Origin of the sequence: Bernardetia sp. ABR2-2B, from assembly GCF_037126435.1 — a bacterium.
GTDB lineage: Bacteria > Bacteroidota > Bacteroidia > Cytophagales > Bernardetiaceae > Bernardetia.
Genome location: NZ_CP147020.1, coordinates 5,014,936 through 5,038,819 on the forward strand (window position 1 = coordinate 5,014,936; position 23,884 = coordinate 5,038,819).

Here is a 23,884-nt window from a genome sequence, read left to right on the forward strand (position 1 = left end):
GGGAATGGTTACGAGTTTCTAGACTTTTTTTTAAAAAAAATATTATATTTGTTTACAACCTAAATTAAAATTATATGTGTTTAATACCTATATCTATAAAAGATATTAATATTATTGATAATCATATTTCTCCTTCAGTTTCTTCTTTGAAAATAGTTTCAGATAAGAAAGAGACTAATTTACAAGTTTTTAACTTGAAAATTTACCCAATAGAAAAGCATGATGAGGAAAATGACCTAATGTTTATAGAAAAAGTAGTTAGCTTTGAAATGGCTAATTTTAGGGTGTTTTATCAAGAAGATAATAGTATAGAAATAAAAATTTATACACCTAAAGGTAACTTTAAGCTTGGTTACTTTGAAATAAATGAAAAAGTCAATATTACTGTATCAAATATTTCTTTAGTAGAATTTTTAGTAAATGAAAGTCGTGGAGGTTATATAGAATCAATAAAATAGATTATTCTATTATAATAGGTATGGCTCTATGTCTGCAATTCCACCCTCCACGCTTTACAATGAAATTATTTTCATTTGTGTTTGGCTTCATTCCACTGCCATTTCTGTAAGCCCATTTTATTTCTTTATCTAAGTTCTCTATTTTGAGAACTTTTTTTCTATGCCATTTTTCGCATTGTGGTCTTGAGTCTTTTACTAATCCTCCTACATATCTATAAGCATTCATATCGTATTCGATGGCTATAGTTTGGTTTACAACTCCATCATATTCATAAAGAGCATCACGAGCTATTTGATTGACATACCTTCCAATAGCTCCTTCACTTTCCATTCCTACAATTCTTTCTCTTAATAGTTTGGTAGCTCTCTGCGTACCAAAACCAAGCTCTATACTTTCTAATAATATACGTCGGATTGGAGCAATGGCATTGGCATTTACATTTGAAGTGGAAAGACTAGCAGATACGGCATTGACAGCAAGTTCTTTTGATTTAGCTATATTATTAATAATAGTTTCAGTAAATTCTATCTTATTAAGAGATGCATGTATGGCTTGATTGTTTTCTACTATCTTATCAAAAGAACTCAAAAGCTGTGAAGTAAGTGACTCAAACTTTTTTGATTTTGCTATTTTCTCTAGCTTTTTAACAGCTTCTAAAATAGCTTCTCTGTTTGATGAATTTTTTGTATATTTATTCTCGTTGTCTGATTCTAATTTTTTGAGCAGTTTTTCTACCTCACTCATCAACTCTTTGTCAATTTTTTTAGCATCACGAAGTAGCAATTCTATCAAAACTTCTATTTCTTCAAATAATTTTTTCATCGTCTATTATAATTAGCAATTAAAACGCACTCTAAAAAAAGTTTAGCAAGTTGCTAATAAACTTTGTTTGTTTTTTTGATATAATGTATATCTGCTAATTTTAATAGCTTAAAACGCATTAAATCAACTCGCCTAAATCATCTCTTTCTTGTACAGTTTGAGGTAGCTTCATCAGCTTACTTACTTCATCTGTAATTTGGCTGTCATTCATTTTCAAAAACCCCATTTCATCACGATATGCGATTTGTTGTAAAACAGGAGAAAGCTGTATAGAATATTCAAAATCTTCATCATTACTGGCTGCCAATCTTTTTTCATTTACAGAAGCATAAAGATGTAGTTTGTCGTAAGTGATTTGGTAGATGTTTATTTTATAAGCTACTAAATCTTTTTGATACATCATTTTGTATAATTTTCTATACGCAGTCGATAAAACAGAAAGAGGTACTCCTTTTTCTTTGAGTTCGGAAATAATCTCAAGTTGAGCAGAAATAGTTACTTTTCTGAAATCGTCTGGAATTGTAACCCTTACAATTTCTCTTTTATTTAGAATGTTTCTAAAATCTTGGCAGATTTGAAAACAAAATTCAACTACAGAAAAAACACGCTCACCAATCACATTGACTAGAGCATCTTTACCTTTCATATCAAGGTCCTTTGCAGCTCCTGATTGATTGAGATAAATATCATTGATATTGAGAGCTTTTTCCATTCTCGCTAAATCTCTTTCAATAATCTCATCTTTCATTTTGATACCTTCTACTGGAGGAGTAGCGTATTTTACTATATCCTCAATGGAAATATCATTCATAAAGTCTTGATGTTCAAAATCAAGATACATCACATCATTTATATTAGATGTTATTTTTTGAACGCCTGTACCTTGACAGGTTGGGCATTGTTTCTTTTGGTCATCTTCATAGATATAACCTTGGTTACAAGAATCGTTATCACAAGGTTTGCGCTTCATAAGCGTAAGCAAGTGATGAACTAATATCTCAAGCTGCCAGTCCGACTTGTTTTTTGTAGCTAGATTTGCGTGAGCAAATGCAGGGCTTAAGAATGATTTATAATAATTCACTCCATCTTTTTCTCTTAACAGTCCACCTAACTTTTTGGCTGGAATATTTTTGAGTGGAGCTTCTGAAAAATCTACGAAATAATAATTTGGATCATTTGGATTATTAGCAACTACCCAATTACTATTTTTTCTGTAAAAACGAGTGGCGTAATTTTTAGTAACTATATAATATAGAGTAAAATCTTGGTTTACTTGTTTTTTGAAAACAATATGCTCGGAAGAGAAATCTACAACATTTTTATAATTGACAATCCAAAACTGAACAGCTAGTGGTTTGCTAGAGTCTATAAATTGAGGCATTGCAACTACAAAAGCGTTTGGATCATCAAGTGTTGTTGGTATAATCTTATTATATAGAGTTTGCCAAAAAGAAATTTCGTTCATGTAAAGAGTTGTATCCTCTTTGCACTCTATATTTATAAGTTTATAATCTAGCGCATTATTTAAAGCTCGTAAAGTGTCTCCAAAAGCATATTCTGTAATAGGCTCATAGAGTTCTATTCTCCTTTTTAAAACTGAATTCTTTTCTGTAATTCGATAGTTCTTCAAAAGAGGCTCAATACTTTCTCCTTGCGTATGTATTATAGCCCTTTCATAGTCTTTGTTTATTTTATCAAAAACAGGAGGGCGTTTATCGCTTTCGAAAGACTTCAAGTAAGTTGCTAAATCAAACATAATTTTGTTCTAATAAAAAAGTCCGTCCACATCGTGGTACGGACTTTTGACTAAAAAATAAAAAATGAACCAAAACAAAAATTCTTAATACGCTACAGCAGCAAGTGCCTTGTACAAACCTGCTAAACGTCTTGGAGTAGGGATTCCAACACCATCCCAAACTAAATCAAAAACGATTTCAAACTTTTCAATTTCCCCTTCGTTTGCAATATCTCCTGTATTTGCCATAGAAATTTCACAACGATAAAGGCGTAAATCATCATTTTTTGTAACTGTGAAAATGTGAAGCTGACGATTGTTAGCAACACGTTTCATTTCATTAAAGAAATCATATTCTGTTGCAGTTGCTTGACGCTTGTCATATTCATAAGTTAGTGTCAAGTTAGCTCCTACTTCAACGTCATTCAATCCTGTTCCACGTGAGATTGTACGAGGTGTTTGTTTCGGACGAGCTTTGGTAATTGCTTTCAAAACTTTCAAATCACCTGCTGTAATATCAGCTTGAAAATCAGCAATGGCAGCCCAAGCTAATGTTGCTTCGTGATTACAATGAAAAAAACCGATTACCGTTTCAGCTCCTACTTCTAGGGTTTCTGCATCACAGGGTACAATCGTTGTTGTGAAAGCGTCTATTGTACAGTTGTCTGCACAAGTATTATTTGAAATGTCATCTACTGTAAACATAGCTGTAAAAATTTAAGTGCAAATAAAGTCTTGTTCACAAGCCAATGTTTTCAATCTAAGTACAGGATACCAATCGCTAATCACGTTTTGACTTGCTTCTATATTTCCTTCAAATTTCTCAAATTCAAAATGCTTATCTACTGTTTCGGTTAAAACGACAGCTCCACGCATCACTGATTTAGTAAAATGAGCGTGTAACCAAGTCCCTGGAATAAGTCCGAATCCTTGACGATTAAAAGAGAGTTGATAGACATCTCTTATTTCTTCAGATATGATTTTATCATCACTTTTTACAGTTTCAGATTCATTTGCTACGTGTTCTAAGAGCGCATAAATACGAATTTGATTAGAATAGCTGCCTGTATAATTATTCCCTAAACAATCGCTAGTGTCGTAATAGCTGCTTATTAGAATCGTACTATCATGGCAATCGACACCTACTCTTTCATACGCAAACTCAAAACAGCAGAAAGAACCATCTTTTCTTTCTAACTCTATATAAAAACATCTTTCGTTGCTAGGAATATCAGCAAAAGTAATGGTAAGTATATTGTTGGAAGCCCAAGAGTTTTGAAGTTGAATAAGACTATTATCTATCCTTTTCAAACGAACATTTACTATTTTAAAATCTACTGCAATAGTAAAAATATCGCTATCCAAAAAAGGCATTTTGTAGCGAATACAAGGAGGGCAAGAAGTACAAGGTGTAATGCTTACACATTCGTATAATTCTGTAATATCTCTAGTTCTTGTAACTGTTCCAGTTTCTATTTTAGTGTCTGTTAGACTATATGAAAAAGTCGCCATCGCCTTGAATTTTAGGATGTGGGAATTTCTTTAAGAATGCTTCTGCGCTTTCGCAGACAATAGCATTCATTTTTTGTATTACTTTCTGTCTTTCTAAATATACAGATTCTCTTAGTTCAATTTGTATATAGTCTCCATACCAACCTTTATGATATTCTGTTGGATCAATTTTTACTTTATTACCTCCAACATTTGGTAAAGTCTCTCCAAACATACGAAAATATCTTTTGTGTACTTCGTTGTTTGGGATTAGTATGTATAAGTTATTTTCTTCTGTTTGCATATTTTTATAACAAATTGTTTGTAAAGTTTTTAAAATTCTTTAAAATTAATTTATTTGTAGTGTCTCCTAATGTACCAATATTATTTATCTCTCTATAAGATGGGTTTACATTAATTTGCAAGTTATCATATATAAAAGCATGTTGATTTCTATCAACTTGATCTGCATCCAAAAAATAACTTGCCATCGATTCTTTATTTATAGGATTATCTGAAATAGATATACCTAATTCTCTAATAGATTTTGGGACAAAATTAGTTGGCTGATTATTATTAGAAGTTCCAAATTCTAATATATCTGTTAATCTTCCTGTTAAAACAGGGAATGGGGCTGATGGTGTTCCTGAATTACTTATCACACCTTCGTAGAATAAATTATTTACACATAATATAGGTTCTGAAAATGTAGTTAAAGCATTTGTTGTATTACCTATTTTTTTTATTGACATTGAACATTTATAGATTCCATTTTCGGCTAAAGGTGTTTCAAATATACATCTCAAACTTTGAACTCCTCCCGAAAGAGCACTTACACCTGTTTGTAAAAAGAAGCCAAAACCTTGTGTAGATGCATTTATGTTAAATGTTGTAACTAGCATAAATCTAGCATTTATGTTTGCGCCATCAGTGCTAGAAAAACTTATTATTCTTTGCCCTCCTGCAACTAATTTAATTTTAACGATAAAATCTATATTTATATATTTATCATTTAGTATGGACGCAAAATCAATAAGATTTTTAAAATCATTATTTTCTTGTTCAAATAAATCATTTACGCCATCAGGTTCACAAGATTGTACATTTGTCCCATCTCCTGTAATTGGATAAGCGAAATTATAAAGAGGCAATGCAGGGAAACCTACTTCTACATTTGGAGCTTCTATTTGATTAACTGTTAGACTTACGCTTATAGCTGTTGTGCTTGTTCTTGCAAAATAAAGATGAGGCACAAAAGAGTTATTAGGACTATTTGCACCGCCTAAACCATTTGAGTAAGTTACCAAATCTTCATTATCAGCAATCTCTGTAAATGTTCTTTTTGCAGATGATGATGTTGCTGTGCCTCCTATATACGTAACAAATGTGAAATTCATATTCAACCCTGTGAAAAGCATCATATCGCCCGCAGATATATTCAATTCAACTGGAATATTTAATGTTTTCGGATTTACTGCCACTTCGCTAAATCGCATCTCTAAATACCCTGCAATATTCAACTGTTCCGTTTCAGCAGGTTGCGTTCCTATATAACGAACCATTATCCTTGTTCCTGCTGTAATAGAAAGAGCTGCAAAAGCTGCAAAAGTCAAATCCGAAAAAGCAGCCCAAGCATTATCATTTGCGTTCAGAGGTGTAGTATCTGTACCAACTCTAAACAAGAAATCATCGCTTTCAAAACCGTTTACGGCTGCAAAACTTTTCCCTGCACCATAATCATATTCAGCTTCAAACACGACATTACGTCCTGTTTTAGTAGTAGCTTGAAAAGGGTGGCGAATAAATGATATAGGCAAAGGAGGTGGATAACCTATCATTCCAACTTCTCCTGTCGTAACTTCATTTGTAATTTTATGATTTACAACATTATCAGGCAATACAGTGTCAAATTGTATTTCTACATCTGACTGGAAAGCATTACTAGCTTGAGTAAAAACAGAAATAGGACTCCACGCCTCCTCTTCATATACATTGCCATTTTCATCTTTCCAAATAGCAGCTTGTGCATAATTTACGCTTTCGGCTGTTTTAATGGTTTCTACTCGCAGGAAATTAGCATCACAAGCTGTATCTCCTTCTTCCAATAATTCCACTCCATTTTTATACAATTTAATTTCTGTCAAATTTGGAATTGCTTTATTTTGCTCCATTTGTGTAACAGAAATTCTTTGTGGAAAAGCAATGGTAGTATATTCTACATTAAAGTTTATATTCCATAATATGTCAATTTCGGAGTTTTGCCATTCTTCTTTTACTCTTAAATAAAAACGAATAATTAGAGAGCCAGAAGAATCTGAAAAAACAAAGCGATTAGAGTTTTCGAAACTACCTTGGTTGTTTTTGCCAATAAAATTAAATGTTTCGCCTCCGATTTTTACATTTCCTCCCAAATATGCAGCATCAAATCCTGTATATTTATCTAAAGTGATTTCGCAACAAAGTCGTTGTAAAGGAGAAACTTCTAAATAGTTTGTAAAGAAATTAGCTACTAGGCTATATATTGTACCTGTTATGCTAGGAGTTAAAAACTTCACATCAGTTACAAGAATAGCATCACTTATATATGAAGCTACATATTCATTTGCAGAATCGTAATAAACTGCAATAATGAAATATCTACCTCCACTATTCAGTCTATTTTTATCAATAACAAATGATGTTTCGTAAGTATTCCCTCCAACATTTACAGGCACAGGAACAGAAAAATAGTTTGTCGGCTGATAACCATAGGATTTTTTAAAATCTAGCCTTTGAACTGTATTATCAGCATCAATAACCCAAACTTTTGCGTTAGAAATCGCACTTGAATGGTCAATTCTAAGAGTTACATCAGTGTCTTCAAAAGTTGCAAATTCAGTTTCTATATCTCCATTTCTTGAAAGCTCAAAGACAGGATTTGTCATTGTTCCTTCATTCAAAAAGACAAATTCAGCATTTATCCATGCATCTGAATATTCGTATCGACTTGGTATTATTGAAGTAGGTTGTGGGCAATATATTTCATATTCCCAAGCAGTTCCAGACTTACCAGCCACACGCACAACTATTTCATCTCCAGCTTGGCAATTAACCCAAATTATTTGCTGATAGTTACCAAGTGTAGCTGATGAAATACCTGTATTTGCTATAAAGTCTGCTAAACGATCATCAAAAGGGCTTGCATTTTGACCAATAAACCAAAAATTAGGGTTAGGGACAACAACTGGGTTTGGATGACTTCCTAACGGATAACCTGCACCTGCATTACCGTCAAAACCATCAACTGCACCGAAGTTATTTCCTGCACTTACACCTGAGCTTGCTGTAAGGTTTCCATTTACAAATATTTCTAATTTATCAACAACTCCATACGCTTGAAATCTAACAGCAAAAAGCTCTCCTTCTGCAATGTATTTATTTTCAGTTATTCCATCTTTTCCTCTATTTCCCTTCGTGCCACACAACCTTGATAATTCAGGCACTTTAATTCCTGTATGTATTCCAATTCCTTTTGAGTTGGAATTGTAAACAGAATCTTCTAAGTTTTCTAATTCAGCAGCATTTTTAGTGTTTCCTAGTAATCGAATAGAATTATCAATGCCATTATCATTTAAAAAAGTCAAAATATCAGCAGTAAGAAAACAAGTAAGACGAATTTTGAACGATAATCTATCAGCGTTTAATTCAAAAGTAACTGAACTATTGCGCTCACTTGCGTTTGAATTTAGCAAATTCATTGTATGTTCTACTCCTGTAGTTGTAGAAGCCGTTACCTTATACCAATAGCTTATATCAGGAGGCAAAGTTTGACTTTGCTCTAATATTATACCTTGTTCTACAAAAAGCGCAGGATTGAAATATATTTCACAATCATTCAAAGACTGGTCAAAAGAGTAATCTAAAGTCAATATTCTTTCTTCTCCAAATGATCCATTCAGAACACCTGTAGTAACTGGAGTTAAAAAACTATCTTTATCCTGCCAAGATTTTCCATTAAGTATTAAAGCCATAATCTACTATATTATTCCTGCAACTGTAATTTCTTTTGCAGATGCGTTGATTTCAATTTTTAAGTTTTTTCCGATTCCAAAGCCTGTTCTGACTTGTTTATCTTTGGCATTTAACCAAGTTTGATAGTTCTCACAATCCAAATTAAATTTTGATGTAAAAGAGAATCTTGGATAGCCACTTGAGCGTGGATTATCGATTGCTAGAAAGTCATTATATACATTCTCAGCGTACCAAGCTTTGTTGAAGTCTTTGATGATGTTTCTGCGTTCATTCCAGTCTAAAATTTTAGGGTTGAAGGCTATCCCATTATGAAGTAATAGCCAATTTTTATACTTACCTGTATTTATTTTGAATAAATCCAAGAGAAAAATATCATATCTTTCATATACCGTATTTCTTATTTTATCTCCAATCTGACGGTGTGGACTGAAAGTAATTGGATACTCTTTCTTTCCTTCTTGTAAATCAGAAACTGGCAAATTCCATTCTTGAATATGCCTATACCATTCGCCTTTAGATTCGTTTCCAACCAAGTCAGTTCCATCTTCTAAAAATTGCACAAAGGCAAAAGCTGGAGGTTTTTCATCTAATGTTTGATAGCATGTAACAGTATCATTAGGAAGTTCTAATAGCTCAGTGGTATCAAAAAAATCTTTACGTTCTACAAAGAGTGTATAACCTGCTGGAGTTTCGACGACTCTCCAATCTATATTCATTGTAGCAAAATCATTCAAAAAATCTTCAGCAGTTTTTAGAGGCAAATTCTCACGAATTACACCTGTAAAACTATTTCTTTCTGTACCTTCTTTTGTTTGTGCTGCGAAATAAATACTATTGTAATACTTACTACCAACACTATTAAAAATGGTGCTTGAAAGTGTCGCACCACATGTATCACAGAAGTCTTGTAAATACGTGCGAATGTATGGGCTTGGATGTTTGCGATTGCAAGGAAACATTACTTTCTTTAACTCATTTACGAGCGTGCTGTACAAACGAAGTTCTTTTTTTACATTTAATTCTCTACCTCCAATCAAGTCTGAAATAGCTCCAACAATTACAGCAATAATAGTAATAGCAGGAGATAGAACAGTAAGAATAAGAATAGCAATCAATCCTAAAACGATAATTACATCGTGTAAAAACTGAGGTCTTCCTTCATTACAATAAGGAATAAGAGGATGTTTTTCATTTTTGATTTTATTGCCATCTCCAATAAAATGCTGACGTAAACAAAGTGTTATTTTATCTTCTTCTGTTTTTTCGTAAGCCACAGCTGTAACAGAACATTCGTTATCACACCATTCTAATGCATCACCTCTTATTTCTCCAATAAAAAAATCAACATCTTGAGCGCAACAATCGTCTATTATCTTAATAGAAAGTGTTTTGATTTGACCTAAAGAATCATTTATCAACTCATCAAAAATCATATCATAAGCCACTCCAAAAAAAGTGAACTCTTGAGTTACGCTTGTCTGTCTATCTTTTCTTGCAGCAATTTCTTTTGTAAAATCGCTAGTTTGATAATCAGATTTTGAGAGTAATATATTGTTTAAATATACTTTCATCGTTTTGTATTCCTCCTTTCTATTTTTCTCTTGACTTTAGAAGTCATTTCAAAAACACCTTCTTTGGAAATACCCATATTATTTTGAACATCTACTTTCACAGCTTCAGTCAAACCCTCTACTTTTGTATTTAGCATATCTAAACGCTCTTCCATTCCACGCATATCAGCACCAACTGGCATATACATTTCAGGTGTTAACGTGTAGTTTGGTGTATTAAAAATATCTCTATCAGTTAGTTTGCCTTCATTTATGAGTTTTAAAGCTCCTTTTGCATTACGAGTACCCTTTGCTGTAATGATAGATTCACGGTTTGAAATAGCTACAATATTAGAGTCTGAACGTTCTCCTCCCTTACCTTTGAAATCAACAACACCATCTTTAAATGCGCCAGAAACAATTTGAGTAATAGCAACTATACCAGCTCCTACACCTCCGATAACAGCAGCGATACCAGCCAAACCTCCTTGAGCTGCTCCTTGTACAATAGCAGAGATAGCATTTATGAGAGCCTCGGCTGCTGCAATACCTCTTTGCCTTTCTACACTTCTTTGCCTTTTTGCTTCAAGCTCGTCAAGTCTTTTTTGTTCTTGCTCAAGAAGTGCTGCATTTCCTTTTTCTGCTATTTTTTCAGCATCTTCTACACGCTTACGCTGTCTATCTGTAAGCTCGTCAAGTGCTTCAATCTGCTGAGAAACTAATTCATTTAAAACTGAAAAGATAGCGCCGAAAGTCTCCTCTACAATAGCTAGTGTTTCTTGTAGCTTTGATTGTTTTTCATCCTCAGCTTTCTTTTGATTTTCAACATCCTCTTCATACAAATCATTGCGAAGCTGCTGAACTTCAATAGCAATCTCACGCTTACGAGCTGCGCTAGTAGATTCTAATTCTTCTTCACTATTTAGCGTTTCGATGAGCTGCTCAACTCTGAACTTACGAGTTTCAAGAAGTGCATCACGATATTGCCTTTCTGTTAGTTCGCCTGTCAATAACTTTTCACGCAAAAGTTCTTCTTCCAAAGCCAATCCATCTTCCACGATAGAACGAGCATTTTCAACACTATCCAAATTTATTTGTTGAACATCTTGTGCCGTTTGAGAATAGATGTCTTTGCGTTTGGCAGCAAACTCTAAATCAAGTTTTTCAAAAAGAATATTTTTGAGTTCTTCATCTTCAATATTTTCATCTAGCAACCTTCTAGCTTCTTGCTGTTCCTTATCTAGCAACTCTATTTCAGCCTGTGTATTAGCTGCCAAAAGTTGTAAACGCTCACTTTCAGAACGCTCGGTATCTGAAAGAATCTCATCATTTGCTTTTTTGAAACGAGCAACACGAAGTTTATCGACTTCTAAGAAAGCAGCCGAAATATCATTGGCTATTTTCTTAATGCCTTTGCTAAGTGTTTTTTCTGTCAAATCAATCTGACTAGCTAGTAAGTCTTCACGAAGCCTTATACCTGCCTCAATTTCCACCTCTGAAAGTCCTGCTGACTTAGCTTTTTCTTTAAACTCTTTTATAGAATTACTATACTCAGACAATAGTTTGTCTGTATCTAACTGAAATTGTAATTCTAAACTTTCTTCATTATTTGGTAATAAATCAATTTTATTCTGACGAAGCTGAAATTCTAATGTTTGTGTCAAATCTGATAGAGCTTGTCTTGCTTCTTTTAGTTTTTTGATTTGGTCATCAGTAAGTTTATTACCTTCTTTTTTTGCATCATTATTTTGATTAGATGCCTTTGTATTCAAATCGATATTTGAAGAAGTAAATCCTAGAGCAGAACGCAAACCCTTCAATGTTTCTTCTTGAAGTTTTATACTTTTGTCTAATGCGTCAGCTTCATTTCTGAATTTTACTAATTTTATTGGATTGTAAGTTTCATCGATGAGCTTCTCATATTGTTTTGCTTGTTTGAGTTGTCGCTCTAATATTGCTTCTCTATCTTTTATCTGTTCTTCTAATTGCTCTCTAGTTAGTTTATTTACATTTGCTAAGTTATTAGAAACTGATTTTTTGACAATCGCATCAAATAAATCTAAAGTCTGAATAACAGAATTAAGAAATTCTATTCCATTTGCTTTTGCGTTTTTATAGAACTCGTCTATATTTTTACTCAAACCTTCAAAAGTTGCTGCTAGTTCAGCTTCCTCTTTTGCTAATCTACGAGCAGTCTCTAATTCTTTCTGCTGTTTTTTACCCAACTCATCAAGTGAGTCAAGATTTGAATTTTGAGCTTTTGTGATTAATTCATACGCTTTTTCTAACCCTCCCAAATCTTCAAGCGCACCACCACCCAAATCAGCAATAAGTTTTTGAGTCTGTTGAGTAGTCAAACCTACTTTTTGAGCTTCATCTACTATAGATTTGAATATAGAGATTATATCTTTTTCGCCTTTTGCTAAGTCTTTTTGAATTTGATTACTGAAATTTTTACCCAAAGGACTAAGAGCTTCTAGTTGAGCTTTATCTAGCTCACGAAGCCTTAAGCCTAGCTCTTTAATGGTATCGGGTAATTTGTCTGCAATAAACGAACTACCTGTTTGTGCGCCAGTAGAAACAGTTTTAATAAAATCTTGAGCCGAAACATTTGCATTTTTAAATTGAACAGGATATTCTTCTAAAAGAGATAGAAAATCTCCTGTTGTATCTGCTCCTTTCAAAAAACCTTTTTCTACCAAATCCAATGCTTCAGTAAAAGAAATGCCATAAGCATCAGCAAAATTCTTTGTAGATTTCAGAATTTCATCTTCTGTTTTTCCATACGTTTCTGCAAGTGCTACTACATCGCTAGTGGCGTTTTGTAAAGTTGTTCCCTGTAATCCAGAGAAACGTTGTACAGTAGCAAAAAGAGTAGAGTATTTTTTATCAATATCTACTAAATAACGTCCAAACTCTAAAGCCTTCTCTCCTACAAATAAAGCAGCTCCTACTAAACCTGCTTTGGTAGCAAGTCCTCCCAAACTTGAGCCAAGTCCGTTGCTACTTTTTGAAGTCTTGCCTAATGATTCTTGGTAAGAATCTAAAGACTTCTTTTTCTTGTTTATTTGGTCTTCATAATCTTTAAATTGCTTCCTTCCTTTTTCGGTAGATAAATCTAATTTTCTTTGTGCTTTTGTAAGGTCAGAAATAGAGTTTTCTAATCCATCTATGCTGTTTTCACTTGCCCTTACAGCTTTAGCTAGTTTTTCTTGTAGCTTTTCAGACTTACGCATAGCTTCAGTCCACTCCAAAGAACCTTCTTTTGATTCGTTGATGGTTTTGTTGAGCTTTTTGAGATATTCTTCAGCGTTTTTTATTGCCGTATCATCTACTTTAAACTCAAATTCTGATAGTATTTTTGCGAAATCTGCCATACCACAAAAATACTCTGATGTGCCTCCATTCTTTGTATTCGGTTAAAACGACAGGCTTTGAGATATTTTTTACTCAAATTTGTATCAATCTTAAATGTCTAAGATTATTGTTTTTGGCAGGTGCAGCCAGTCCTTTTTTGCACGCCCGATATGTCTCGGTTTTCTGATTAAACGAATCTTAAAACTTTTATAATTATGCCTGCATTAACAGACTTTTGGCAGAGATATGCTCCTACAAATGGAGGTGTTGCTACACTTCTTAAAAAGAACGCAACTCGTGCGCCTCAAATTGGAATGATTGACGCTGTAGTTGGGAGCGAAAACAAAGGAGGTTTTCAGCAAGATTTTAACGCTCTTACTGGAGGTGCTGGAGACTCAAAGAAAAAAATTGCAATGTTCAAGTATCATACTCGTGGAGTAGATGCTGACACATTAGATGAAACGGATGCAGAGTTGAATTACTGTAATCCTGCTCGTACAAATGAGTTTTTACAAACTGAGCAAGAGGTAACTCGTTATGTTTCTCGTCAGTTCAAAATCGCAGATAACAAAGTTAGAAACTTTGACGAAACTGCAAGACAGCATTTTGAAATGGAGTTGGAGATGGAAGCTGTTAAACTTGTGACAGACTTGAATAAGAGAATGATTGCTCTTTATGAAGCTGTAAGAGGAAACACAAGTGCAGGAACAACAGCAGCCCTTACAGCTCAAGCATTTTCATCAGGTGCAGATTATAAAGCAAACATTGCTTGGCAGGAATCTATCCGTAGAGAGTTTAGAAAAATTCAAAGTGGAGGTAAATTGATGATGGTAGGTGATGGACTTGCAGAATCTTACGCAAATGTACTTGGTTATGGTCAAGTGAATGATTTTGGGCAGCGTGTCGATTTGCAGCCTTTCGATAATCGCTTTGCCTTCTTTGGAGATGCTACCTTGGATAGTGTAATTGACGGAACTGGTACAGTTACAGACAATGCTTTAGTGTGGGAACCAGGGGCTTTCCAAATGCTTCATTGGTATCAGAACCGTGGAGATTTCAGAACAATGCGTGATGATGCTATCAATGATACTATTGCTATCAACGTAAATGGTACTCGTCATGTATTTGATGTATTTATCAGATACTCTGACTGCCAAGATAGCACGGCTGGTATGCACGTAACCTTGAAAAAATGGTTTGATGTATGGAATTATCCTACTGATATTTTCAAAGGAACTGATGCTCTAAACGGAGTGAACTTCCTTGAGCGTTGGATTGCAACGGCAGCTTAGAAATAGAAACCTTGCAAGTGAAGTAGCCATAAGCAAAAGGCAAACTGGCTACTTCTTTACTATTATTTACTCTAAATCCCTTTTTACTAACTATGAAAAAGTATATTTTTCTCACACTCATTTTATTATTCTCATTCAACCTAAACGCTATGGATTGCTTAGATAATCAAAAGTTGCTCGGTGTTCGTGCCGATTGTTCAGATGAAGTTTCTTACAAAATTTATCTTGACGATGTAGAAGGTTTGGATTTGAAGAAAGTATCAAATGTTGCTTCTAATTCAACAGGTTTGGAGCTGATGCGAAAAGCAATCAAGCAAGGATTTGAACTTACACTTGAGGATGCTATCAATAATGATACAGGCTCAGTAATTTCACGAAACTATACCGAACTTTATTTTCAGAATAAATTTACATCAAGGCAGGTAACAGCAGAAGCTGACCAAGTCAGAGGAATTAGTTTTGAAATTCAACACCCTCAAAAGTATCAGTTTAGTGAAATACGAATACAAAATTTGTATGTCAAAACTTTATCAAATTTAGATGATGCACAAATTTTAATCATCACAAATGAAAAAGAGTTTTTGCTAACTGCTGATAGTCGAATTTTAGAAGTTGAAGCCAAGACAGGCAATACAGTAGATACAGTTATCGACGAAGAAGGAACTTCTATTCCTGTTAGTTCTCTAACCTTACCAAATTTAGTAGCCAATGAAACCTATTCATTTCATAATCTCAATTTTGATACAAATTCATATAAAGTTGAAATCGCCTTTGACCAAACAAGTACAGATGTATCACAAGCCTATTTACCATCAACAGGTTGTACTTCCTGTGGAGGAGGTAGTGTAAATGTTTTAGATGTTTACAATGGTCTGAAAATTAGGGGAGGTTATGGAGTGTCAGCAGATGTGGCTGTAGCGTGTGATATGGAACGAGTGAAATGTTTTATGCTCAATGAACTTGCTTATGTGGCTCGTTATAGGGCAGTAATGTATCTCATTCAAGATGCTGCGCTTACTGATAGAATGAATTTCTTTGCTCAAAATGCTCAAGAAGATTTGGAGGCTTTTGGTAAGCATATTTCAAGTAAATATTATAGCCTTTTGAATCGTAAAATTGTTCATTTGAAGTCTTTACTTTCTCAACAAGATAAAAATTGCTTTGCGTGTAGTACAGGTGTAAAAAGAGGCACTATCATCGTCTAGCATTAGTCTAGCAGCTTATTAAAACTATTTAACAATACTTTATAAATCAAAAAATGGCGACAAAGGTAAGAAAAATAGGTAGCGAATTTTGGCAAATCTTAGAGAATGATATTACTACTAAAATCATTCCTCAAGATAGTGTGGAGTTTCGCTTTAAAGATGGCGAAATAGCAGTTGCGAATGCAAATGACGATAGAGCTTATACTTCATTTTTACCTTTGTCAGATTTTCAAGATGAGCAGGGTAATACTTTTGCTACGATTGAAGATTTTATTTTATCAATTACAGGACAAGCAACTTCAAATATTATGAATGATACGGGGTTTGGTTTTTATGCCGATGGACAATATGTAGAAGCTGCTCCCTTCTCGTTGGCAGCAAATACATTGATTAATTTACCTAACAATGCTTCAACTACAAATGAGGCTAATTTGCCAAACGATGTAAGCAGTTTTTATGATGGTACTAAAATCACTCCTAAAAATGAAGGAGATACTATAGACTTGAATATCAATCTTAATGTAAAAACTTCTGTAAATAATTCTTGGATTAGATTAGGAATAGATATAGGTGGCGCATTAGGGATTATTTTCCCTCAAGTATTTGTTCTTCCAAAAGAAACTAATGAAGAGCAACCTGTTACATTTGTTGTAAATGGGTTTTGTGGTTCTACGTTTGTTCCGAACGGTGGAGTGGTAAAAGTATTGTCTAACAACCCACTTATGATTTACGATATTTCTTATGTGGTTTTAAGACATCATAGAAGCAAAACACACAATGGCACAACACCAATTTAAACGAAAGAGAATCAAAATTACTATCCGAAAACCGAAAACTATAATTATTAAAAATTCTAACTCTAAAAAAAGTAAAGGCTGTGGTTGTTAATTTACTATTTATTTTATTGGAAAACACTATTGCTAATGTAGCTCCAGAAGTTGGTATTTGGAATATGGTTAGCGAGAAGATTTTGGATGGGCTAGTATCTGTAGTGATACTTCTTGTTATGTTTTGGTTTGCCAAAAAGTTCTTTGAGAAGTTTTTTGACATTTTTATTAAAAATGTAAACGACACTAGAGAAGAATATCAAGCTACTCTAAAAGTAAAGGAAGAACAAGTTTTATCTATCATCGATTCAAAGCAAGCTATTGTAAAGTCTGTTACAGATTCATTTAAAGAAAGTTTTGCTAAAATAGCATCTGAGCATACTAAGCAAATTGAAATTATTATCAATGATTCTAGAGTTGGAAGTGATAATGATAGAGAAGATAGAAAAAGTAAAGATGTTGATCTTATAAACTCATACACCAAGGCTTCTGAAATGATGCAAAAGTCTCAAGAAATTATCAAAAATATTTTGGAAGAGCAAAGGCGTTTTCAAGAAGAAGAACGTGAGCAACTAGGTAAAATGATGCACGACATGGAAATGAGAATTAATCAAAAATTACAAGCAAGATGAAGGAAGAATTTGACAAGATAGAACTAGAAACAAGAAGGCTTTTGAATGAAGCTGAAATTCGTCGTGTTGTTAATTTTGACAATCTGCCTGATTTGGCTATTGCTGTTCGTGTAGGTACAGGAGAGATAATGGCAGCATCCGATGAATGGAAAGGCAAACTCAAAATTGACAATCGCCTGATGGTAGGTTATCCATTTATTCAGTTCGTTGCAGAACAAGATAAGGAACGTACTTGGAATCTGTTTATAGGAATAGAAACAAGTGAGCCAAAAAAAGAAATTCACGGAGATTATGACTTTAAGAATCATTATCTCAATTCAGAAGGAAAGCCTGTAGAATTAGCTTGGAAAAGCAGGCTGACTAAAAACGGTAAATATGTAATTGCTACTGCAAGAATTGTTTAGAAATGAAAAATATTGATTCAGCTTTAGATTTAGCAAGGTTGTTTGGGCAGTTTAGAGAATTGATTTTTCAGAATAAAGAAAGGATAACAATCATAGCTGCTAATGCTGTACTAGCAAGTCTTTTGGAGAGAATTTTTGAGAAAGGTAAGGCAACTGATGGAAGTAAAATAGGAAAGTACGACACAAAAGAAATTTGGATAAGCATTCCTGTTGATGGAGTATCAAACTCTGGTCTGAAACGAATAGGAAAGCCAAAAGGAAAACCAAAGAAAGCTAAGGAAACTAAATCAACAATGTATTTTCCTAAAGGCTACAAAGAATTTAAAGACAAAACTGGTCGTCAGTCTAACAAAGTAAATCTGTATCTAACAGGTGATTTATTTTTAAGTATCAAAGTTGGAAAAAATGGCGATGCAAATGTAATTGGAATCGTAGGAGAAGAGGAAAAGCGAAAAGCTGAAGGGAATGAAAAGCGATTCGGAAAAGATATTTTTAGCTTATCCAATAAGGAAAAGCAACTGTATTTCAGAACAATAAATAAAGAAGTTCAAAAACTATTTAAACAAATATTTCAATAATGCTAGTAGTCTATTTTTTACCTTATGCCTTGATGATTTTGTTCTTTGCTTTTGCAAGTTCAAGTCTTACACGCTTCATTCATTTTTGTTTAGGAATTGACGGAGATGGAATTGCAATTGACCGTATTTTTTCAAAACTAGGTGTTTGGATATATACAAAGTATAATTATCAAGAAGATAAAAATGAAGGCGTAGGATTAAATATTTGGTCAATCTTGACTTGTATAGTATGTTTCAATTTCTATGTAAATCTATTTATCTTTTTGCTTACTCTTTGGGGAGGTTTCTTTGTTGAAGTAAGATGGTATTGGATATTTGTTTGGTTTATTTGCCAGTCTTCTATTTCTTCATTTTTTACTAGAAAATTTAGTTTATGAAAAACCTTATCATTTTAGAAGAGCAAGTTGATGAGGCAAGAGGTTATTTGCAAAAGCTAGAGCAAATCCTTAGTAATCTCAATCAAGAAACTAAAGATACTCATTACCCAAAGCCAGATTCAAAGTATTGTGTATTTGTGGATGCAGGTCACGGAGCTATCAATCCAAACACTCAAAAATATGAGTGTATTGTTGGAGGTAAGCAGTTTACACACAAAGGAACTAGGCAGTTTCATAATCAAACTGATACCTATTTTGAGGGAGTTGGTAATCGTATTTTGGCAGAAAAGCTCATTCAGAAATTAAAAGAAAATGGTATTTCTTATGTAAAGACTTATCACGAGTATTTAGATTATGGATTAGTTCAAAGAGCCTCTATTGCTAATGTGCATCACCGAACAAAGCAAAAGGGATTTGGCGAAAGTATTCATTCTAATGCTTCACAAAATCATAAAGCTACTGGTTGGTGCGTATTTACAAGCCCAAGACAAACTGAATCTGATAGACTTGCTGACGAACTCTATCTTCGTACTAGAGATAGCATAGAAGAGTCTTATAAAGTAAAAATGAAAAGTGATAAGTGGAGTGATGGAGATTGGGATTGGGAGGCTAAGTTTACTATACTCACACGAACTGCAATGCCTTTTGTACTGTCGGAAAATATGTTTTTCGATTATCTGAAAGATGCTTTGCTTTTGATGGATTCTACATTTCAAGATAAATTAATACAGCCTAAGTTAGAAGCTGTAATTTGGGGACAAGAAAACTTAGTGATATGATACCTTACAAAAATGGTTTAGAAAAAACATTACATTATGAGAAAATGGAAGAACTAACTTACAGTTTATATTCTCTACATAATGACAAAAATGGCAATCCAATCTTTTACCAGTCATCAAAATTATTATTGCCAGATGGACGTGTTGGAAAGTTGCTTTTTTGTTTTGGGCAACTTGAAGCATATTTTGCTGATTTAGAAGGATATGTTTTTGACGACTTAGAAGGAGTTAATAATGTAAACTCATTTAACCTAAGAAATTGTGAAGTTATAAAATAACCCTTATATGTTAAATATCGCACAAAAAAAAATACAAAATGCACTTGACAATCTTCCTCAAGAGATTGTTTTTGATAATATCAATGCGATTTTGATAAAGTATGAAACTCCTGAAGGTCATTTATATTTACGATATATGAATGATACAGAATGTGAAGGTGTTGCTGATAATATGGGTAATTATTGCTATGTGCGACTCAACGGTAATATCAAAGTAGATAAAATATTTGAGATTTATCCATTACGTTTGGTTATTTGTTTGCCTAATTGTGCAAACATTGATGAGATTATTTTCTATATAGAAGCATATCTCAAAAGAGAGTTGAATTTGCTTGAAAACACTGTTGTGGAACTCAATAAACAAGTAGTCTTTAAAGCAGAAACTGGACGCAAAACAAAAGAACAAAGAAGTGAAGTTTCATTAGCTTATCTTGATTTCTCAATGAAAATAGTAAGAAATAAAAATTTAGAATGTATCACAATAAAATGCAATCCTTGTAATGATTAATTTAGGCTGTTTTTCTCATTGTGATGAGATAGTTTTGAAAGATGAAAATGGAGTAGATATTAATGCACCTGTTACTGGTGAGTATAAATTTCGTGCAAAATTTAATAAAAGATTGATAGTTAGAAAGATAGAAATTCAAGAAAATCAGCCTATAAAAATATCTGCTTCAAATTTCAACGAAGACAGTTATTTTATCGTAAATGTGTATGATGCACAAGGCGCAAGTATTGGAATATTTACATTTAGTGTCTATGTTCGTATATAGAAGATATCACTAAATTTATTTATTCTAATTTTTTATGGAAACGACTTTGCAAAAGGCTAAAGTTAAGAGAAAAGTACGTATCAAAACTCCTATTTCTTACTATGGAGGAAAACAGCAGATGCTTAAATATATTCTGCCATTGATACCAAAACACTTATGTTATACAGAAGCATTCTCAGGTGGGGCTGCTGTTTTTTGGGCGAAAGAACCTGCTAAAATTGAGGCTATCAATGACCTTAATGAAAACATTGTTACTTTTTGGGAGGTTTTGAAAACTGATTTTGACGCTTTAAATGAGAAAGTTCAATCAACTCTACATTCTAATTTCAGCTACAAAAAAGCTAATATTATCTATAATACTTCAGATTATTATTCTAAATTAGATAGAGCTTGGGCATTGTGGGTTCTTACCTCTATGAGTTATGGTAGTATGCCAGGGGGTGGGTTTGCTTTTCAAAAACGTATAAAAAATGCTTGTGCTATAAAGGTTAAAAATAAGAGATTGAATTTTATTCAAGAACTTTCTGATAGGCTAGAAACTACAACTATTGAACACGAAGATGCTTGTAAAATTATAAAAAGATATGATACTCGTGACTCTTTCCATTATGTCGATCCTCCTTATATAAATTCAAATCAAGGTCATTATGATGGTTATACAGAAGAACATTATAAAAAGCTATTATCCATTTTAGAAAAAGTAGAAGGTAAGTTTTTGCTTAGTAGCTATCCATCTGAGGTGTTAGCAGAGTTTGCTAAACGAAATAATTGGCAACAAATTGAAGTTAAAAGACAAATGTCAATGAGCAAAAATAGAAAAGTTAAAACAGAAGTTTTGACAGCAAACTATGATATTCATAAAGACTATTTACACTTTTCTAGCAATGTAATAGCAGTTGTCTAGCACTGCTTTATTTCAAACAAAAACGAGAGTAAATTATATTTTTACTCTCGTTTTTTTGTAGATTTGATTTTTCAAAAACTTTAATTTTTGAATCTACAAAACTTTAATTTTTGATTTTCGGTTTATACTTTTTCGATTAAACTTCCTATTTCTAATCTAGAATTTTCAGAAAGAACAGAATCTATTTTTTTTCCTTCACGCTCTAAGTAGGCTGAAAAATTATTTGCTCTGTACCACAAGTCTGGTTCTTTACCAATTAAAAAAGCTATTTTGTTATTATAAGGTGGATTGCTTTGTGCTATAATTGTGTTGTTTTTACGAGATAAATGAACAGAAATTTTTTTAGAGTTGTTTTTTCCATTTTCTCTCAATTCAATTGTAGGAGACGGAAGCAAAACAGCTTTATAATTCATAACTTGAACAGTATCATTTTCAGAGTTAGTAAGAGCGAGTTTTATAATACCTTCTTCTTTTGGTTCGATAAATAATGTGTTTTTATGTGTTGTATCTTTCCATATTTTTACTTCTGTTTTAGATAGAACAGTAATACTCAATGAACTATCACTTATAGTTTGAAAATTACGGCATCTTACATAAAGTAAACTGTCGTTTTGTTGAGAATAAGATAAAAAACTCAATAAGGATAAGAAAATTGTGAATAGGTATTTCATATAGTTTTGATATATTTCTTTTTTTAAGAAAAACGTTGATTTTGTTTTATTGTTTTATAGATTCAAGTTATAAATCATTTTCTTTTTAAAAATATTTTCACTCCTAATAACAAAGCAGTCAGAACCTATTTAATTTTCTACCACCTTGAATAAATACATAAGTTTAGAAATTGAAAAACCACCCAAACTTTCAATTTAATTTGAAAATATCGTTATTATCCCTTTTTTTTGTATAAATTTATAGAATATGATTAAAATCATAGATTGTTCTTTAATTTAAGGCTAGATTTGTGTATTATACCTTATAATTAATTTAGACCAAATAAAAATTACGTCTATTGTCTCATAACAATTAGGATAAACAACTTGTAAAACAAAGTATAAAAACTACTAAAAAAACAAACTCACTTTACAGAAAATCCTTACAGTCTCTATTTATGGAAAATATAATCGCTGAAAAAGCTAGTCTGAACAAGACAACTCAAAATACAATCAAAGAAAAAGTTAAAACTAAAAAACCTCCTCGTTTTGATAATAATGAGCAAAGAGAGTTCTTCAAAACACTTAATGTAAGAGTAAACAGTTATTTCAAAGACAACAATATTGAAAAAGGTGCTAATACAGCCATGGTCTTGAAGAGTCTTTTTCATGCCACACTGTGGATTGGTTCGTATTGTCTTCTTATTTTTGGTAATTTTAGTGTAGAAATTAATTATTTACTTTGGGCAGTTCTTGGTTTTTCTATCGCTATGGTCTCTGTCAATATTGCTCACGATGCTATTCACGGTGCATATTCAAAACACAAATGGGTAAATGATTTGCTTTCTCATACCTTCAATTTTAATGGGGCAAGTGCGTATATGTGGACAAAAATGCACAATCAAGCACATCACACTTATACAAATATAGATGGGCATGATGAAGATATTTCGCCTGTTCCGATTGTTCGTTTGTCTTCAGAAGCACCTCTGTGGTCTATTCATCGGTATCAACATATTTATTCTTTCTTCTTATACACTTTGAGTACGCTTTCTTGGGTTTTGATGAAAGATTATAAAAAGTTTTTTGCTAACGAAGTAGGAAATTATACAGGAGCAAAACACCCTAAAAAAGAATATTTTTTATTGTTTTTCTATAAATTCATCAATTATACATTATTTCTTATCATTCCTCTCCTTACTTTAGAACACGGCTGGGGAAATACGATTTTAGGATTTTTATTGATGCACGCAGTAAGTGGTTTTTTCTTAGCTGTTATTTTTATGTTGGCACACGTAGTAGAGGAAGCACATTTCTTTTTGCCTAATGAAGAGGGAAGCATGGAAAATTCTTGGGCAGTTCATCAGCTTTACACAACAGCTAATTTTTCAGAAAAAAGTAAGTTTATGGCATTTATTACAGGTGGACTAAACCAACAAGTAGAGCATCATTTGTTTCCGAATATTTGTAGTATTCATTACCCTGCACTTTCGTCTATCGTAAAAGAAACAGCAGCAGAATACGGACATCCATATCTGACAGCAGAATTTCCGACAGCAGTTGCTTCTCATGTTCGTTTCTTGAAAAGAATGGGTAGAGAAGAAAAACCTGTTTTTCATTAAAGGCTATCATGGTTGTTTTTGTATAACAGTCTTCCAGACTGTTGGATGGCATAAAATACTACTTTTTATGTTCAGACAAGATGTCTGAACTACCTTAATACAAACCGTGATAGGGTTTATTAAAGAAATAGTATAAAA

At 33.0% G+C, this 23,884-nt stretch carries 23 protein-coding genes; 14 read left to right on the plus strand and 9 right to left on the minus strand.

The genetic code is table 11. The annotated features are described in order from the left end of the window. Window positions 1-74: 74 nt before the first annotated feature. The gene (locus tag WAF17_RS21115; RefSeq protein ID WP_338764134.1) at window positions 75-458 is read left to right on the plus strand and encodes a hypothetical protein; all 384 of its coding nucleotides are present in this window, start codon (window positions 75-77) and stop codon (window positions 456-458) included. A 1-nt stretch (window position 459) separates the two neighbouring features. Here the strand turns inward: WAF17_RS21115 and WAF17_RS21120 are convergent, their stop codons facing one another. The 8 genes from WAF17_RS21120 to WAF17_RS21155 all read right to left on the minus strand — a co-directional run bounded on the left by WAF17_RS21120 (window position 460) and on the right by WAF17_RS21155 (window position 13,445). After that, window positions 460-1,281: a hypothetical protein gene (locus WAF17_RS21120; protein ID WP_338764137.1), complete on the minus strand. Its 822-nt coding sequence runs from the start codon at window positions 1,279-1,281 to the stop codon at window positions 460-462. A 118-nt stretch (window positions 1,282-1,399) separates the two neighbouring features. After that, window positions 1,400-3,037 (minus strand): hypothetical protein, encoded by a 1,638-nt coding sequence (locus WAF17_RS21125; RefSeq protein ID WP_338764140.1) that lies wholly within the window; start codon window positions 3,035-3,037, stop codon window positions 1,400-1,402. An 84-nt stretch (window positions 3,038-3,121) separates the two neighbouring features. Further along, window positions 3,122-3,721 carry a hypothetical protein gene (locus tag WAF17_RS21130; protein WP_338764142.1) on the minus strand — a complete coding sequence of 200 codons (600 nt, stop codon included), beginning with the start codon at window positions 3,719-3,721 and terminating at the stop codon, window positions 3,122-3,124. A gap of 12 nt (window positions 3,722-3,733) precedes the next feature. Further along, the gene (locus tag WAF17_RS21135; protein WP_338764145.1) at window positions 3,734-4,528 is read right to left on the minus strand and encodes a hypothetical protein; all 795 of its coding nucleotides are present in this window, start codon (window positions 4,526-4,528) and stop codon (window positions 3,734-3,736) included. Beyond that, window positions 4,509-4,811: a hypothetical protein gene (locus tag WAF17_RS21140; protein WP_338764148.1), complete on the minus strand. Its 303-nt coding sequence runs from the start codon at window positions 4,809-4,811 to the stop codon at window positions 4,509-4,511. Before WAF17_RS21140 ends, WAF17_RS21135 begins: the two co-directional genes overlap by 20 nt. Before the next feature lie 4 nt (window positions 4,812-4,815). Then, window positions 4,816-8,517 carry a hypothetical protein gene (locus WAF17_RS21145; RefSeq protein WP_338764151.1) on the minus strand — a complete coding sequence of 1,234 codons (3,702 nt, stop codon included), beginning with the start codon at window positions 8,515-8,517 and terminating at the stop codon, window positions 4,816-4,818. Window positions 8,518-8,523: 6 nt separating this feature from the next. Then, window positions 8,524-10,089 (minus strand): hypothetical protein, encoded by a 1,566-nt coding sequence (locus tag WAF17_RS21150; RefSeq protein WP_338764154.1) that lies wholly within the window; start codon window positions 10,087-10,089, stop codon window positions 8,524-8,526. Continuing rightward, window positions 10,086-13,445: a hypothetical protein gene (locus WAF17_RS21155; protein WP_338764157.1), complete on the minus strand. Its 3,360-nt coding sequence runs from the start codon at window positions 13,443-13,445 to the stop codon at window positions 10,086-10,088. Before WAF17_RS21155 ends, WAF17_RS21150 begins: the two co-directional genes overlap by 4 nt. A gap of 195 nt (window positions 13,446-13,640) precedes the next feature. Between WAF17_RS21155 and WAF17_RS21160 the strand changes: the two genes are divergently transcribed. The 12 genes from WAF17_RS21160 (at window position 13,641) to WAF17_RS21215 (ending at window position 21,474) form a co-directional block, all read left to right on the plus strand. After that, the gene (locus WAF17_RS21160) at window positions 13,641-14,717 is read left to right on the plus strand and encodes a hypothetical protein (protein WP_338764159.1); all 1,077 of its coding nucleotides are present in this window, start codon (window positions 13,641-13,643) and stop codon (window positions 14,715-14,717) included. A 92-nt stretch (window positions 14,718-14,809) separates the two neighbouring features. Further along, on the plus strand, window positions 14,810-15,922 hold the full coding sequence (locus WAF17_RS21165) for a hypothetical protein (protein WP_338764162.1): 1,113 nt from the start codon (window positions 14,810-14,812) through the stop codon (window positions 15,920-15,922). Window positions 15,923-15,975: 53 nt separating this feature from the next. Continuing rightward, a complete protein-coding gene (locus WAF17_RS21170) occupies window positions 15,976-16,719 on the plus strand; it encodes a hypothetical protein (RefSeq protein ID WP_338764165.1) in 744 nt (247 codons plus the stop codon). Between the two features lie 107 nt (window positions 16,720-16,826). Next, a complete protein-coding gene (locus WAF17_RS21175; RefSeq protein WP_338764168.1) occupies window positions 16,827-17,381 on the plus strand; it encodes a hypothetical protein in 555 nt (184 codons plus the stop codon). Next, window positions 17,378-17,785 (plus strand): hypothetical protein, encoded by a 408-nt coding sequence (locus WAF17_RS21180; protein WP_338764170.1) that lies wholly within the window; start codon window positions 17,378-17,380, stop codon window positions 17,783-17,785. The genes WAF17_RS21175 and WAF17_RS21180 overlap by 4 nt, the downstream gene beginning before the upstream one ends. Window positions 17,786-17,787: 2 nt before the next feature. Continuing rightward, complete coding sequence (locus WAF17_RS21185) at window positions 17,788-18,363, plus strand: hypothetical protein (protein WP_338764173.1); 576 nt, start codon at window positions 17,788-17,790, stop codon at window positions 18,361-18,363. Then, complete coding sequence (locus WAF17_RS21190; protein ID WP_338764176.1) at window positions 18,363-18,740, plus strand: hypothetical protein; 378 nt, start codon at window positions 18,363-18,365, stop codon at window positions 18,738-18,740. Before WAF17_RS21185 ends, WAF17_RS21190 begins: the two co-directional genes overlap by 1 nt. Continuing rightward, the gene (locus WAF17_RS21195; RefSeq protein ID WP_338764179.1) at window positions 18,737-19,519 is read left to right on the plus strand and encodes an N-acetylmuramoyl-L-alanine amidase; all 783 of its coding nucleotides are present in this window, start codon (window positions 18,737-18,739) and stop codon (window positions 19,517-19,519) included. Before WAF17_RS21190 ends, WAF17_RS21195 begins: the two co-directional genes overlap by 4 nt. Then, window positions 19,516-19,797, plus strand: a complete 282-nt coding sequence (locus WAF17_RS21200; protein ID WP_338764181.1) for a hypothetical protein — start codon at window positions 19,516-19,518, stop codon at window positions 19,795-19,797. The genes WAF17_RS21195 and WAF17_RS21200 overlap by 4 nt, the downstream gene beginning before the upstream one ends. Window positions 19,798-19,804: 7 nt before the next feature. Beyond that, on the plus strand, window positions 19,805-20,305 hold the full coding sequence (locus tag WAF17_RS21205) for a hypothetical protein (protein WP_338764184.1): 501 nt from the start codon (window positions 19,805-19,807) through the stop codon (window positions 20,303-20,305). Beyond that, window positions 20,298-20,570 (plus strand): hypothetical protein, encoded by a 273-nt coding sequence (locus WAF17_RS21210; RefSeq protein ID WP_338764187.1) that lies wholly within the window; start codon window positions 20,298-20,300, stop codon window positions 20,568-20,570. The genes WAF17_RS21205 and WAF17_RS21210 overlap by 8 nt, the downstream gene beginning before the upstream one ends. Window positions 20,571-20,604: 34 nt before the next feature. Continuing rightward, the gene (locus WAF17_RS21215; RefSeq protein WP_338764189.1) at window positions 20,605-21,474 is read left to right on the plus strand and encodes a DNA adenine methylase; all 870 of its coding nucleotides are present in this window, start codon (window positions 20,605-20,607) and stop codon (window positions 21,472-21,474) included. Between the two features lie 122 nt (window positions 21,475-21,596). Here WAF17_RS21215 and WAF17_RS21220 read toward each other — a convergent pair whose 3' ends face one another. After that, on the minus strand, window positions 21,597-22,145 hold the full coding sequence (locus WAF17_RS21220; protein WP_338764192.1) for a hypothetical protein: 549 nt from the start codon (window positions 22,143-22,145) through the stop codon (window positions 21,597-21,599). 437 nt (window positions 22,146-22,582) lie between these two features. Between WAF17_RS21220 and WAF17_RS21225 the strand changes: the two genes are divergently transcribed. Then, window positions 22,583-23,746 carry an acyl-CoA desaturase gene (locus tag WAF17_RS21225; protein WP_338764195.1) on the plus strand — a complete coding sequence of 388 codons (1,164 nt, stop codon included), beginning with the start codon at window positions 22,583-22,585 and terminating at the stop codon, window positions 23,744-23,746. The last annotated feature ends 138 nt before the right edge of the window (window positions 23,747-23,884 follow it).

What these genes read in the sequence shown, in the direction of transcription:
- WAF17_RS21115 (WP_338764134.1), top strand. Translation starts at nt 75, where the DNA reads ATGTGTTTAATACCTATATCTATAAAAGATATTAATATTATTGATAAT.
- WAF17_RS21120 (WP_338764137.1), bottom strand. Translation starts at nt 1,281, where the DNA reads ATGAAAAAATTATTTGAAGAAATAGAAGTTTTGATAGAATTGCTACTT.
- WAF17_RS21125 (WP_338764140.1), bottom strand. Translation starts at nt 3,037, where the DNA reads ATGTTTGATTTAGCAACTTACTTGAAGTCTTTCGAAAGCGATAAACGC.
- WAF17_RS21130 (WP_338764142.1), bottom strand. Translation starts at nt 3,721, where the DNA reads ATGTTTACAGTAGATGACATTTCAAATAATACTTGTGCAGACAACTGT.
- WAF17_RS21135 (WP_338764145.1), bottom strand. Translation starts at nt 4,528, where the DNA reads ATGGCGACTTTTTCATATAGTCTAACAGACACTAAAATAGAAACTGGA.
- WAF17_RS21140 (WP_338764148.1), bottom strand. Translation starts at nt 4,811, where the DNA reads ATGCAAACAGAAGAAAATAACTTATACATACTAATCCCAAACAACGAA.
- WAF17_RS21145 (WP_338764151.1), bottom strand. Translation starts at nt 8,517, where the DNA reads ATGGCTTTAATACTTAATGGAAAATCTTGGCAGGATAAAGATAGTTTT.
- WAF17_RS21150 (WP_338764154.1), bottom strand. Translation starts at nt 10,089, where the DNA reads ATGAAAGTATATTTAAACAATATATTACTCTCAAAATCTGATTATCAA.
- WAF17_RS21155 (WP_338764157.1), bottom strand. Translation starts at nt 13,445, where the DNA reads ATGGCAGATTTCGCAAAAATACTATCAGAATTTGAGTTTAAAGTAGAT.
- WAF17_RS21160 (WP_338764159.1), top strand. Translation starts at nt 13,641, where the DNA reads ATGCCTGCATTAACAGACTTTTGGCAGAGATATGCTCCTACAAATGGA.
- WAF17_RS21165 (WP_338764162.1), top strand. Translation starts at nt 14,810, where the DNA reads ATGAAAAAGTATATTTTTCTCACACTCATTTTATTATTCTCATTCAAC.
- WAF17_RS21170 (WP_338764165.1), top strand. Translation starts at nt 15,976, where the DNA reads ATGGCGACAAAGGTAAGAAAAATAGGTAGCGAATTTTGGCAAATCTTA.
- WAF17_RS21180 (WP_338764170.1), top strand. Translation starts at nt 17,378, where the DNA reads ATGAAGGAAGAATTTGACAAGATAGAACTAGAAACAAGAAGGCTTTTG.
- WAF17_RS21185 (WP_338764173.1), top strand. Translation starts at nt 17,788, where the DNA reads ATGAAAAATATTGATTCAGCTTTAGATTTAGCAAGGTTGTTTGGGCAG.
- WAF17_RS21190 (WP_338764176.1), top strand. Translation starts at nt 18,363, where the DNA reads ATGCTAGTAGTCTATTTTTTACCTTATGCCTTGATGATTTTGTTCTTT.
- WAF17_RS21195 (WP_338764179.1), top strand. Translation starts at nt 18,737, where the DNA reads ATGAAAAACCTTATCATTTTAGAAGAGCAAGTTGATGAGGCAAGAGGT.
- WAF17_RS21200 (WP_338764181.1), top strand. Translation starts at nt 19,516, where the DNA reads ATGATACCTTACAAAAATGGTTTAGAAAAAACATTACATTATGAGAAA.
- WAF17_RS21205 (WP_338764184.1), top strand. Translation starts at nt 19,805, where the DNA reads ATGTTAAATATCGCACAAAAAAAAATACAAAATGCACTTGACAATCTT.
- WAF17_RS21210 (WP_338764187.1), top strand. Translation starts at nt 20,298, where the DNA reads ATGATTAATTTAGGCTGTTTTTCTCATTGTGATGAGATAGTTTTGAAA.
- WAF17_RS21215 (WP_338764189.1), top strand. Translation starts at nt 20,605, where the DNA reads ATGGAAACGACTTTGCAAAAGGCTAAAGTTAAGAGAAAAGTACGTATC.
- WAF17_RS21220 (WP_338764192.1), bottom strand. Translation starts at nt 22,145, where the DNA reads ATGAAATACCTATTCACAATTTTCTTATCCTTATTGAGTTTTTTATCT.
- WAF17_RS21225 (WP_338764195.1), top strand. Translation starts at nt 22,583, where the DNA reads ATGGAAAATATAATCGCTGAAAAAGCTAGTCTGAACAAGACAACTCAA.